This is a genomic window from Shouchella xiaoxiensis (genome assembly GCF_016907895.1).
Classification (GTDB): Bacteria; Bacillota; Bacilli; order Bacillales; family Bacillaceae_D; genus Shouchella; species Shouchella xiaoxiensis.
Map to the genome: position 1 here is coordinate 35,633 of NZ_JAFBCV010000021.1, position 11,742 is coordinate 47,374.

At 40.4% G+C, this 11,742-nt stretch carries 14 protein-coding genes and 1 rRNA gene; 1 reads left to right on the top strand and 14 read right to left on the bottom strand.

What is annotated here, in order from left to right:
• Nucleotides 1–183: 183 nt before the first annotated feature.
• Both JOC54_RS21280 and JOC54_RS21285 read right to left on the bottom strand, forming a co-directional pair.
• Nucleotides 184–2,016 (bottom strand): ATP-binding protein, encoded by a 1,833-nt coding sequence (locus tag JOC54_RS21280; protein ID WP_204469037.1) that lies wholly within the window; start codon nucleotides 2,014–2,016, stop codon nucleotides 184–186.
• Nucleotides 2,017–2,028: 12 nt separating this feature from the next.
• Nucleotides 2,029–2,973 carry a DNA double-strand break repair nuclease NurA gene (locus JOC54_RS21285; protein WP_204469039.1) on the bottom strand — a complete coding sequence of 315 codons (945 nt, stop codon included), beginning with the start codon at nucleotides 2,971–2,973 and terminating at the stop codon, nucleotides 2,029–2,031.
• 240 nt (nucleotides 2,974–3,213) lie between these two features.
• On the opposite strand from JOC54_RS21285, the gene abrB reads away from it, so the two are divergent.
• On the top strand, nucleotides 3,214–3,495 hold the full coding sequence (abrB, locus tag JOC54_RS21290) for a transition state genes transcriptional regulator AbrB (RefSeq protein WP_035420838.1): 282 nt from the start codon (nucleotides 3,214–3,216) through the stop codon (nucleotides 3,493–3,495).
• A gap of 34 nt (nucleotides 3,496–3,529) precedes the next feature.
• Here abrB and rsmI read toward each other — a convergent pair whose 3' ends face one another.
• The 12 genes from rsmI to rrf form a co-directional block, all read right to left on the bottom strand.
• Nucleotides 3,530–4,399, bottom strand: coding sequence for a 16S rRNA (cytidine(1402)-2'-O)-methyltransferase (gene rsmI / locus JOC54_RS21295; RefSeq protein ID WP_204469042.1), 870 nt, complete (start codon nucleotides 4,397–4,399; stop codon nucleotides 3,530–3,532).
• Nucleotides 4,392–4,655 (bottom strand): GIY-YIG nuclease family protein, encoded by a 264-nt coding sequence (locus tag JOC54_RS21300; protein WP_054794763.1) that lies wholly within the window; start codon nucleotides 4,653–4,655, stop codon nucleotides 4,392–4,394. The genes rsmI and JOC54_RS21300 overlap by 8 nt, the downstream gene beginning before the upstream one ends.
• Nucleotides 4,652–5,389: a tRNA1(Val) (adenine(37)-N6)-methyltransferase gene (locus JOC54_RS21305; RefSeq protein WP_239586865.1), complete on the bottom strand. Its 738-nt coding sequence runs from the start codon at nucleotides 5,387–5,389 to the stop codon at nucleotides 4,652–4,654. Before JOC54_RS21305 ends, JOC54_RS21300 begins: the two co-directional genes overlap by 4 nt.
• 86 nt (nucleotides 5,390–5,475) lie before the next feature.
• Nucleotides 5,476–5,814, bottom strand: a complete 339-nt coding sequence (gene yabA, locus JOC54_RS21310; RefSeq protein ID WP_035420842.1) for a DNA replication initiation control protein YabA — start codon at nucleotides 5,812–5,814, stop codon at nucleotides 5,476–5,478.
• Nucleotides 5,815–5,827: 13 nt separating this feature from the next.
• The gene (locus tag JOC54_RS21315; RefSeq protein WP_035420843.1) at nucleotides 5,828–6,655 is read right to left on the bottom strand and encodes a PSP1 domain-containing protein; all 828 of its coding nucleotides are present in this window, start codon (nucleotides 6,653–6,655) and stop codon (nucleotides 5,828–5,830) included.
• A 2-nt stretch (nucleotides 6,656–6,657) separates the two neighbouring features.
• Nucleotides 6,658–7,647, bottom strand: a complete 990-nt coding sequence (gene holB, locus JOC54_RS21320; RefSeq protein WP_204469044.1) for a DNA polymerase III subunit delta' — start codon at nucleotides 7,645–7,647, stop codon at nucleotides 6,658–6,660.
• A 15-nt stretch (nucleotides 7,648–7,662) separates the two neighbouring features.
• Nucleotides 7,663–7,992, bottom strand: a complete 330-nt coding sequence (darA, locus tag JOC54_RS21325; protein ID WP_035420845.1) for a cyclic di-AMP receptor DarA — start codon at nucleotides 7,990–7,992, stop codon at nucleotides 7,663–7,665.
• 15 nt (nucleotides 7,993–8,007) lie between these two features.
• Nucleotides 8,008–8,634, bottom strand: a complete 627-nt coding sequence (gene tmk / locus JOC54_RS21330; protein WP_204469046.1) for a dTMP kinase — start codon at nucleotides 8,632–8,634, stop codon at nucleotides 8,008–8,010.
• Nucleotides 8,631–10,058 (bottom strand): aminotransferase class I/II-fold pyridoxal phosphate-dependent enzyme, encoded by a 1,428-nt coding sequence (locus tag JOC54_RS23475; RefSeq protein ID WP_204469048.1) that lies wholly within the window; start codon nucleotides 10,056–10,058, stop codon nucleotides 8,631–8,633. The genes tmk and JOC54_RS23475 overlap by 4 nt, the downstream gene beginning before the upstream one ends.
• A gap of 103 nt (nucleotides 10,059–10,161) precedes the next feature.
• Entirely contained in the window at nucleotides 10,162–10,359 is a 198-nt protein-coding gene (locus tag JOC54_RS21340) for a sigma factor G inhibitor Gin (protein ID WP_054794767.1), read from the bottom strand.
• Nucleotides 10,360–10,461: 102 nt separating this feature from the next.
• Complete coding sequence (locus JOC54_RS21345) at nucleotides 10,462–11,433, bottom strand: HD domain-containing protein (RefSeq protein WP_204469050.1); 972 nt, start codon at nucleotides 11,431–11,433, stop codon at nucleotides 10,462–10,464.
• Between the two features lie 217 nt (nucleotides 11,434–11,650).
• Nucleotides 11,651–11,742: ribosomal RNA gene (rrf, locus tag JOC54_RS21350) — 5S ribosomal RNA — on the bottom strand; the annotation flags it as partial.

An 11,742-nucleotide genomic window follows, 5' to 3' on the forward strand; every position in this document is an offset into this window, starting at 1 on the left:
TCCCCCTTACCTAAAAGGCTCGAAGGTCGTTCTTCTCCTGGACCATTTTCCAAAGTGCATATGTCCGGCTTTCAGCTGACCCGGCTCTCTTTTACACATGCATGGTTTGTACTTATCCGCTCATCGAAATGTATGATATAGCTTCATTCTTATCAAAAATATAGCCAATCATACATCCTTTTGTCAAGCTAAGTCGTACAATGTAGCAAACGGTGTTTTTTCTTTCTTCAGCTTTCCATCGGCACATAATCGCTCAAGCTCTGTTTTCCATTCTGACACATCCCAAGATTTCGCAGCTTTTTGGTTTAACGCATCCAGTTTCTGCATCACATGCATCTCAGCCATTGGTAAAAATGGATTCAAAGCTGCCAACAATTCCTCGTCTCCTGCTACATTCATTTGATCGAGCTCATCAAATGGATTCATTGTATGAGGACTCGTCGAGTGAGCCAAACGGATGCGAACAGCCATCGTCCTTCCGATAATGGCAGATGAAATAAACACATCACCAGAGCGTAAATAAGGTAGGCGTTTCCCTTCTTCTGCTGTTAAATCGGTTTCTTCTTTTATGGTCTGTATATCGGTTCCTCGCACTGTCCGAAACACAAACTTTGAGTTAAGCTGTGCCGTTATCGTCTCATCAAGCAACGTTGGTCTTTGCGTAGCAAAGATTAAAAACGTCCCGTATTTTCTACCCTCTTGTGCAATTTCTTTTAGAACCGACTTAGCAGGCGCATCATAACCTTTGGGTGCAAAGTTATGCGCTTCATCCGTGACTACAACAAATGGCGGGAAAAACTCGCTCTGCTGTTGCTGTAGTTTTGCGTCTTTATACGATCGTCTTTTGGCGTAAAGAGTACCGATGACATAGCTTGAAAAAACTTGCAAGAGCCAAACCGCACCTTGAACAACAACAAGCTTTCCATTATGAATGCTTTGTTCGATCGCACGAATGTTTTGTTGAAACAAGCCGGCTTGATTTAAACGGTTGGCACGCCACTGAATTCCTTTAACCGATGAAGGAGGTAAGCTACCAAATTGATCAAGCAGTTTGCGAAACGTATCAAATCGGGCAATCTCTTCTCGCGTCATGCCCCCATCATGAAGCATTCCATCTACTTTCTGCTTTCCTAAGTCGAGTGCTTGAATCAGATTAGCGATGCGGTCACTAAACGATTGGTAACTGTCTTTCTTCTTATGCAGCGTTTGAATGACGTTAACCATTGACTCTGTTAATGAACCTGCTGCACCGAGAAGCCGCTCCACATCACGTGTATTTAATGCAGAGAAGTCCACTCCTACATCACGCCCAATTTGAAAAACCTCATATCGTTGCTTGTAATCAATTGTTTCCTGCGCAGCCTCTGTTTTACCAGAAAAATTCATCTCAAAATGAGGATCAAACACCAGTGCAGGAATTTTTAATTTCATCAACTCTTCAAGCATGACCCGGAGACCAAAGGATTTACCTGATCCTGACCCGCCAAACACACCAATATGTGGGTACTGCTGCATCGCACGAATATCAAAAATAAAAGGAACCCCATTTTGCGCCCGCGTCTCACCCTGTTCCTGCATGAGCATTAAATCGCTTAGTTCAGCTGGTATGGTCTCCGCAATAAAATCAGTTGACTTGATTTCGCCAAGCACCATACCTTGAGTCGAACTCGTTGTTAGTAAGAGATGTTTAATCTCTTCAAACGCTGGATGACGTACACTTGCACCTGTTTGTATCGGAATCTGTGCCTCCTCAAATAAGCGCACTTTCGCCAAGTGGATGTCATCTTGTCCAATGTCATAGCCAATGGCTTCTAATGTCTCCAATACATCACGGTCTACAAGCCCTTTTTCCATCCCCATCGGAATGTAACGATTATAAGAAAAGGTCTCGACTACCTCACCTTTTGGTTCATGTAGCAAAGAATCTTCAATAACAAGCATTTCATTCATCCGAAATTTATGTGTTTTAGAAGCAACATGTACTTCATGTTGCGTGGTTATACCAACGATTTGCATGATTATTCCTCCTTAGTAAGGGCGTCCTTGCCGCATCTTTGTGAAAAATTGTTTGCGTATATCTGGATCTAAATATTGCTCAACTAACCCATCAACCAATCGATCGGTAATTCGTATTTCTTTATCAATATGATCTAGCCATAGGGGAATCCCTCTTCCCTCTCTCGGCGTTAACGTACATAATAAATCACCAACAGCTTCCATTTTGGTCGCCTGTTCTTCAAGCATATCAAACCCCGTTATTGTAGGTGTGGAACCTAGCCTCATCCATACGGAGGATAAACCGGCTTTATGTTGAATCTCTTCAAAGTAGACCATTTCCTCTGGCTTCAGTACACCAAATAATAAATCACGATCATAGGAGTATGGATTTCTCGCAAAATCTTGGAAACTCGCTTGTTTAATAAGGTTCTCTGTTGTAATTTCCTCTGATACTCCAACTAAAAGTGTGTTCTTTTGCAAGGCTAGTGACCGCAACGTTTCCCATTCTTGCGGCGCATCAATACGATAATGGTAGAGAGCGCCATCCATAAGCATCATCCCGATATTTTGCTCATCTATTAACGCAATCGCTGCTTCTAATTCAAGCTTTGCAAGCAAATACGATCGCCACTTAGCTGGCGTCTCTTCCTGTTCTTCAATTAACGGAACGTAAAGATCAGATTTCCACTGCTCTAACCCGTCGGTCGTTTTTGCTAAGGCTTGAAAAAAGTATAAAATATGTGGCGGCTCACCATTTGTTTGGTTGACTGATCCATCCGTTCCCGCAACTTTTCTTCCTGTTAAAAAATCCCTTAAATGACTAGGACTAAGTCTAGCCATTTGTCGAATGAGCGTCGCACTTTTAGTCACTTTTTGTCGAATTAAATCTTTTTGACTATGACTATTTGAATATGTTTTTCGCAATATTTCGTTTGAATGCTTTAATTTTGCTATAAGTTCCTGATTAACGTCCATACTTTACCCTCCATTAAAATGAGCCTAATCGTTGAGTTGCTCCCTTTTTTACAAGTTCCTAGCTTAACTTTTTATATACAGAAAATAAATTGTCATAAAATATAAGTTTTTTTATTTAAACAGATTGACTTGTTTTGGAAATATTGTTATTCTTAGATTACTATAGAATTATGTCGAATTATGACATAAAATTTATCTTGACCGCAACATCACTTCACCAATTTGAGGGGGAAACTGGGAATGAAATCTACAGGAATAGTTCGGAAAGTGGATGAACTCGGCCGCGTTGTTATTCCAATAGAACTTAGACGTACGTTAGATATTGCTGAGAAAGATGCACTTGAAATCTACGTCGATAATGACCGCATTATCTTAAAGAAATACAAGGCTAACATGACTTGTCAAATTACTGGAGAAGTATCGGACGACAACTTGGCTCTTGCAAATGGAAAGATTATTCTTAGCCCTCAAGGTGCCGAAGCGATTCTTGAGCAACTTCAAGATTATGTTTCTAAAAAATAACAATAAGAACCTGCTGTTTTACAGCAGGTTTTTTTTATGTTTCACCTAAATGGTAACTTTGATATAACTCCCTTTTTGGCACGCCTCTATCTTTAGCAGCTTGTTTGATTGCTTCTTTCTGCGCAAGACCGAGAGTTACATAGTGGTTAATATGTTGAACTTCTGTCAACGCAGTCCACCATCCGTCTTCCTCCACAGAAGCCCCACTTTTTCCTTCTACACAGATACAGAATTCTCCTTTAATCGTACCTGTCTTGACCCAATTCAATGATTCACTTATTGTGCCACGCTGGAACTCCTCGAATTTCTTCGTCAATTCCCGACCAATAACAATCTGTCGATCTCCAAGTACGTCATAGAGAGCTTGCAGCGTCTGGTTTAACCGATGCGGTGCTTCATAGAAGATCAATGTTTCTTTGGCTGGCTCTACTCGTTCCAGCTCTTCTTTTCGATCTTTCTTGTTCCTTGGTAAGAAACCAACAAACGTAAACTGCTTTGCAGACAAGCCTGATGCAACTAGAGTGGTTAACGCCGCATTTGCCCCTGGAAGAGCTATCACTTTGATTTTCTCAGCAATGCATAGTTTGGCAAGATCTTCTCCAGGGTCTGATATTCCAGGCGTTCCAGCATCACTAACAAGTGCAATGGTTGCGCCTTGTTTAAGTTTTGTTACTAACTCTTCTCCTGACACCTGTTTGTTATGCTCATGGTAGCTAATAAGCGGTGTGTGAACATCAAAGTGTGTTGTCAGCTTTTTTGTTTGTCTCGTATCTTCTGCTGCGATCCAATCTGCTTCCTTTAAGATGCGGATTGCCCTGAAAGTCATATCCTCTAAATTCCCAATTGGGGTTGGTACTAAATAAAGCATTCCACTCTCACCGGCATAACTTTTTTGTTCAATCATTTATTGCCTCTTTTCTCAGAGCAATATACCGCTCTTTTTCTTTCCTTGTTTTTCGTTTGAACGCATATTCTTCCCGCATGGCCTCTTCTTTTGTAGAGAAACACTCTTTCCAAATCAGTTTAAACGGTCCACGGCCTCGTGTATACTTTGCACCTTTGCCTTGCTGATGTTTTACAAGCCTTTTCTCAATATCATTGGTATAGCCTGTATACCAGCTGCCATCGTTGCACTCAAGTACATATATATAAAAACTCATTCGTTAAAATACTCCTGTTGAAAGCGCTGCGTGTATTCTCCATCTGCTTGATAGATAAACAATGGAGCCTCAATGCGTAAGCCAGGTTTCCCACCTTTTATTCCTTCTACCAATAAGATTGTAGCAGGTTCATCTTCTCGGGCATGACAAAGCCGAATACGCTTCGGCTCAATTCCATTTTGCTGCATAACCAGCATCATTTCTGCTAATCGTTCCGGGCGATGAACCATAGCCAACTTTCCCCCATGCTTGAGAACAAAGCTTGCAGAGGAAATGACGTCATTTAATGTGCAGGCTAATTCATGACGAGCGAGAGCAATAGCAACCTTCTCTTTAATTAGCTTATTTGAATGAACAGGAAAGTAAGGAGGGTTACATGTTACTGTGTCAAATTCACCATGCGAGAACGCATTTTGAAGGTTTTTCACATCAAGCTGATGCGAGACTATTTGATTGGTTAAATCGTTTAATTTAATAGAGCGTTCGGCCATTGAATGAAGTTGTTCCTGAAGCTCCACCAGTTGGATCGTTGCTTTTGTTCGTCCGGCTACCACTAAACCAACAATTCCATTGCCACTGCATAAATCAAGAATGCGCCCTGCCTTTATCGGTATAGAAGCAAAACGACCAAGTAGTACAGCATCAATGGAATAAGAAAACACATCCTGGCTTTGTATAATTGAATCCCTTGTTCCTGCTATTCGATCAATACGTTCTCCTTCTACTAACATCATTTGTCCTTTCTTGTCTCAAAAAAAACCGGTTCTCAGAACAGTCGTTGTTCATTAAGAAACCGGCTTTTATATGATACCTTGAAACCTTATTTCTGGTGTAGAAACGACAAGCAAAACAAACAATCGTCTCCCTCTGGTCGGATACTGCCGTAATGAGTATTACAAATATGAAAACCCTCTTGATACAATCGCGCTAAATTTTCATGTCCTTCGCCAACCATCTTCTTTCGTTCCTGCTCTGGTAGCTCAGCCGATTCTTTTTCCGGTTCTAAACGTTTTCGTAAATTCTCATTTTCTATGTGTAAATAATGATTCTCTTCTATAAGATAAGCGAGCTGTTCTTTCAGTCCTCTTAATTCATCGTGCAAATCGCCAATTCGCTCTTCAAGACTTGAAACCTGCATGAATATGGCTTTCTTATCCATATCATTCACCTCATTATTCTGTTGCTTTTGAAGTGACTTTTTCTTTTTTCGCTAGTTCATCAAAAGCATATTCAAGCGTCTGTTGTTGTTCGAAAAGCTGTACTTGAACAATTCGATCAAGCAAATTAAGACCAACGACTTTTCCTTTTCCGTCAGGTGTCATAATCTGCTTCCCAATATCAGGTAGTTCCTTCTTAGCTTCTTCATATGTGTCATTTTCATACTTCAAACAACACATTAATCGTCCACAGAGACCAGAAATTTTGGCAGGGTTTAGTGACAAGTTTTGGTCTTTAGCCATTTTAATTGAAACAGGCTCAAAATCTCCTAAAAACGTTGAACAGCATAACATTCTCCCACAAGGACCTATTCCACCAAGCATTTTTGCTTCATCCCGCACACCAATTTGACGTAGCTCAATTCTTGTTCGAAAAATTGACGCCAAATCTTTAACGAGTTCTCTAAAATCAATTCGACCGTCTGCGGTAAAATAAAACAAAATTTTATTTCGATCAAATGTATATTCCACATCCACAAGTTTCATATCTAACTTATGCTCAGCTACTTTTTCATTACAAAGACTAAGAGCTTCGTCCGCTGCCTGACGATTTTCCCTTACTGATTTTGTATCTTCAGCCGTCGCAATTCGTATGACTTGCTTCAGAGGTAAAACAACATCTTGTGGCTCAACAAACTTTGGTGGCACGACAATTCTTCCATATTCAACGCCACGGGACGTTTCAACAATAACCGCTTCATTCCCTATTATTTGAAACGAACCAGGAGAAAAATAATATATTTTGCCCGCTTTTTTGAATCGGACACCTACAACCTCGTGCAAAACTAGCCCTCCTGTATCGTGAAAAGCAGTCTCTCCATCACTAGCTGTATTGAAACATTGGCACTTAGTTGCCTTTTGGCCTCGAGCACGTTTGCCAATGATTGGCTTATTACACGCTGTGACGTTAAGAGCGCAATCTCATCAAATTGCTTCTGGCAATCAGAAAAGATAAGATTACCTTGCTTTCCAACTTGCGTATATAAAAGGTCTCTCAACCATAAAACAATCATTTCAAGGCCAGTCTCTTGCTGCAAACGATTCCCCATAAGTGGAATCCATTTATCAACTAAAGTCATTGCAGCTTGATCAGGTCTTGTATAAAGCTCATGCATCAATTGTAACACTACGCTTCTTGCTTGAAAAGACCAGTCTGCATCTGTTAATTGCAATGCTGCTTCTTTATTCCCAGTTAATTCTGCCAAGAAATAGGCATGGTTTTTATCAACACCATCGTTCATTAATTGCTTAGCTAGCCTTTCGTTTGTCGGTGGTAAAAAACGTAACTGCTGTGAGCGTGATTTTATAGTGGGTAGAAGTTGAGCAGGCTGCTCTGTTAAAAGTAGCGCAAGGGTTTCCCCTTGAGGCTCTTCTAAAAATTTTAATAGACTATTTGCGGCACTAACGGTCATTTTATTGGCATCATTTATTACGTATATTTTCGCTGAAGTCTCGACTGAGCGGTATGCAAATTCTTTTTGCAGAAATTCAATCTGTTCTTTTTTTATTGACTGTCCTTCAGGCTCGATTACGTGTACATCAGGATGATTTCCTGATTCAATTCGATTGCAGTTGCTACAAGTTAAACAAGGTTCATACTCATCTTTGTTCGTACAGAAGTAGCTTTTAGCCATCAATTGTGCAATGGATTGCTTCCCACTACCTGCCTGTCCCTCAAAGATGTACGCATGAGCCATCCGATTTTTCTTAATGCTAGATAAAAGCATAGGCACAACCTGTGGTTGCGCCTCTTTCCAATCGTTCCAAGTCTCCATTCAAATCACCAGCTTTTAAAATTGCTCAAATTGATCGACAGGTAACACAAAGACCGTTGCTCCACCGACCTGTACTTCTACTGGATAAGGCACGTAGGAGTCGGCATTGCCACCCATTGGTGAAATCGGTGCAACTACTTGCTCCCGGCTACGGCAGTTTTTTTGAATAATGCCCATTACATCTTCAACTGATTCGTCTTCCACACCTATTAAAAAAGTGGTATTCCCTGCTTTAAGGAATCCTCCAGTACTTGAAAGCTTTGTAGCGCGGTAATCTGCCTTTACTAGTGCATCTGACAACCTTGTACTATCTTTATCTTGAATGACTGCCATAATAAGCTTCATTAATCCCCACTCCTTTTAAATATGTTTTTCGACGATCCTTAACGTGTCCTCAATTACTTTTTCCATTGATTGATTTGCATCAATCACCTGCACGCGATCTTTTGCTTCTTCATTAATCAAATTATACCCTGTTTCTACTCTCTTGTGAAAGTCTAGCTTTTCTTGATCCAATCGGTTCCAGTCACGTACCTGATCTTTTTTGACTCGAGCAAGTCCGATTTCCGGTTTAACAGAAAAATACAACGTTAAATCAGGCATATAATCTTCAACAGCAAACTCATTGATTGCTCGTACCGCCTCAACCCCGATTCCTCTCGCATAACCTTGGTAAGCCAGACTCGAATCAATAAAGCGATCACAAAGGACAATCGCTCCCTCTTCTAAAGCAGGAATCACTTTTTTGACTAAATGCTCCCTTCGAGCAGCGGCATAGAGAAGTGCTTCTGTACGATCATCCATATCAATGTCTTTTGTATGAAGGAGTATGTCACGAATTTGTTCTGCCAGTTGAACACCTCCAGGCTCACGGGTTCGCACAACTTGATGCCCCTTTTGCCTAATTCTTTTTTCTAATTCATTAAAGACAGTCGTTTTTCCTGCCCCTTCTCCACCTTCAATTGTAATAAAGTAGCCTTTTCTCATTGTTCATCTCCTAATACGTTTACAACCATTCCTTTTTCCGGCTGATGTCCTTGAAAGCGAACATTCTTGTTAAGCAACTGCTCGATTTTTTGAATATGTGATCTATTAATGAGCTCACCTCGATAGAGCAATGGAACCCCAGGTGGATACGGAATAATATCGACTGCTGATACGCGGTTGACAGCTTTGTTTATGGGTATTACCTCAATTGATTCATAGACTGGTTTTAAATTCACAACATCAGAGAAAGCTTTGTTTCCTTTATTAGCATACGATGAAGGACCTGTAGATCCTTTTTCCGTCTGCTCGATTCTCGTTAGTTGATTGTTATTAGGTACCGCATTTCCCCCCAAACCTAAAACAAATAATACATGATTTTCGTCTGCCATCTCTGCCCATATTCCTAAACGGGCTAAGCTAGAAAGTAAACTTCTTCCAGATCGATTGTTTGCTTTCACAATAAGTTTAAATGGGTCTGATAAATAACCTTCATCCGCGTGATTTATAACATGCAAACCCAATTCATCTTCTAGATAATCAGTTAATAGAAGCTTACTAGCTATTGTTTTTTTATATTCCTCGTTTCCATGATTTTCAACATAAGCACGAGTTGCATCTAGAGAGGCAAGCAGCAAGTAAGAAGGACTGCTTGATTGGAACATACCCAACGCTCGTTTAATCTGCCTTTTTATTTGATCATTCAGTTCATAGGAAAGATGCATCCAAGCGCTCATCGTCAATGACGGCAACATCTTATGTGTTGACTGAACGACCACATCCGCTCCAAGTGACAGAGCTGATGGCGGACAAGAGCGATCTTCAATACCTATTTGAAAATGCGCACCATGCGCTTCATCTACTAATATATAGAGACCTGCTCTCCTTGCAACAGCGAAGAGCTCTGCTTGATCCAACACCGTACCCCAATAATCAGGGTACGTCATAATGATTGCTTTTGCATGAGGATGTGAGAGCAATGCTTTTTTTAACGTCTCAGACGTCAAACCAACAGCATGTCCAGTAAGTGAGCTTCTCTCTGGTTCTAAAAAAACGACGTTTGCACGCGCAAATTCTAAAGCGTTTAAAATAGATTTATGGCAATTGCGTTGTACAAATACAAGATCACCTTCTTGGCATACTCCATAGACCATTGCCAAGTTACCACTTGTTGAGCCTCCTACTAAATAATTCGTCTCGCTTGCACCATAGAATGCTGCGCATAACGTCTGTGATTCATATATAGGGCCAGCTGCATCATGGAGATCGTCAAGACCATCAAGTTCTGTTAAATCATACGGAAAAATTTGCTTAAAATCTGGCAAAAATGATGTAGTCAAGAGGCCATTTTTATGTCCAGGTACGTGATAGGATATAGGATTTCCTTTAATATGAGTATGAATTGCCTCAATAATAGGTGTTCGCACGGTTAATCGCTCGTCCTTTTTTAAGATTTCTACATTCCTCTATTCTAACGAAGTTTAAAACCCCCGTCACGTATAAAAAAAGACTTTCAAAATGAAAGTCTTTTTAAAAATTCCATATTTTTTTGATTGAATCTAAATAAACCTGATAAGTATCCTCATCTACATCACTAGCCACTATGTTGGCTTCACAAGTATTGCAGACAAAACCTGAACCAAGCGTGAGACCAATTGCATGGTATTCTCCACAAACACCACACTTGCTTTTTGTTTTTATAAAGACAGTCCGTTCCCATTTTCTCATATACGCCACCTCCACCATAAGTCTCGCCCAAAATACGCTTCTTATACAGAGAGCTACCATTCGTATTATATGTAGGCGAATGACTTATGGTGTTTGTTCATCTTAAATACATTCTTCAATAAATGTAAAATCGATCACTTCATACTGATTATTTACGTTTTTAATGCGTCTTAGAGCCTCTTCTCCTTTCGTAGACTCAATATATGCTTGGTTATTTACTGAAGGACCAAGATTGATTGTGCGACTAACCTTAAACGGAATTCCCTTACCAGTTGCCCCTTCTCTAATGATTAATTTATCAGGCTGCTCTAATAATGTATGAATGAGCATTCGAGCGCGTGGAGCGGGAGATGCCTTTAGTATACAGAGCACGTCCCAATCAGTAAGCTCTTGAAAAACATCTCTTTCCTCACCAGATTCGGCCCAGTCGCACTTTATTGCCTCAATTAAAACAGCTTCTGTCGCTAACATCTCTTTCGAACAAAGCCACTCATTTGTTTTAACAATAAGCTTCATCATTTGTTCAGCCGTTTCCTCGTCACACGTAATGCCTTCTTCTGAGCATGCTAAACGTTGTACAGTTAACCATGGTGATTGATGGTGATAACCTCCCATGTAAGCTGCGCGAAAAACATAATCAAGATGATCTAAACCTAGGACTTTAGCAGAACCTGTTATCGGGCTTTTTTCAAGGATATACTTTACTAACAAGCTGGTATCAATTCCAGCGCTATCTAAAATAGCTTGAATTTCTTGTGACTGGATGCGAAGTTTCGTAATTTCATGGTGATCATAACCAAAAGCGGTTTCGATTCCGTTTGAGAATGGAAGATGACCAACATCATGCAAAATAGCGGCAGCCCGAAGCTCTTTATTCTCAGGAAAAAAGTGACTAACTAATTTCCACAAACCTAACGAATGATCATATCGTGAATGAATTAATGGTGATACAAGCGCACCTACTCCTAAATGTGCAAGCATCTTGAGACGACGAACAGCTGTAGATTGAAATAACCTTTTTTCAAACGGTAGGAAATCCATACTCGGGTAAAGCGGTTCTGCAAAAGAAATCATTCTTCTCCAACCTCCTTGATTGTATTCCGTTCAGATCTAACTATTGTTATTTTAGCATGAATAATCTGTTATTTAATGCAGATTTGCTTGCTCTCATATATTTTTATTTTTCCATCTCATGATAACCGTCATATAGTGTATCTCCTTCTTCGAAGCAGCGCTCTTTTGCTTTGTGGAAAATCCAAAAAAAGACACCTTTTCAGGTGTCTTTCGGTTTGCCCGGCAACGTTCTACTCTCACAGGGGGAAGCCCCCAACTACCATCGACGCAAAAGAGCTTAACGGCCGTGTTCGGCATGGGAACGGGTGT

Bases quoted from the DNA above. Each gene is read 5' to 3' on its own strand.
- abrB (WP_035420838.1), top strand. From the start codon at position 3,214: ATGAAATCTACAGGAATAGTTCGGAAAGTGGATGAACTCGGCCGCGTT.
- JOC54_RS21285 (WP_204469039.1), bottom strand. From the start codon at position 2,973: ATGGACGTTAATCAGGAACTTATAGCAAAATTAAAGCATTCAAACGAA.
- JOC54_RS21345 (WP_204469050.1), bottom strand. From the start codon at position 11,433: ATGATTTCTTTTGCAGAACCGCTTTACCCGAGTATGGATTTCCTACCG.
- JOC54_RS21305 (WP_239586865.1), bottom strand. From the start codon at position 5,389: ATGATGTTAGTAGAAGGAGAACGTATTGATCGAATAGCAGGAACAAGG.
- JOC54_RS21300 (WP_054794763.1), bottom strand. From the start codon at position 4,655: ATGAGTTTTTATATATATGTACTTGAGTGCAACGATGGCAGCTGGTAT.
- darA (WP_035420845.1), bottom strand. From the start codon at position 7,992: ATGAAGCTTATTATGGCAGTCATTCAAGATAAAGATAGTACAAGGTTG.
- JOC54_RS21340 (WP_054794767.1), bottom strand. From the start codon at position 10,359: ATGAGAAAATGGGAACGGACTGTCTTTATAAAAACAAAAAGCAAGTGT.
- holB (WP_204469044.1), bottom strand. From the start codon at position 7,647: ATGGAGACTTGGAACGATTGGAAAGAGGCGCAACCACAGGTTGTGCCT.
- tmk (WP_204469046.1), bottom strand. From the start codon at position 8,634: ATGAGAAAAGGCTACTTTATTACAATTGAAGGTGGAGAAGGGGCAGGA.
- yabA (WP_035420842.1), bottom strand. From the start codon at position 5,814: ATGGATAAGAAAGCCATATTCATGCAGGTTTCAAGTCTTGAAGAGCGA.
- JOC54_RS21280 (WP_204469037.1), bottom strand. From the start codon at position 2,016: ATGCAAATCGTTGGTATAACCACGCAACATGAAGTACATGTTGCTTCT.
- rsmI (WP_204469042.1), bottom strand. From the start codon at position 4,399: ATGATTGAACAAAAAAGTTATGCCGGTGAGAGTGGAATGCTTTATTTA.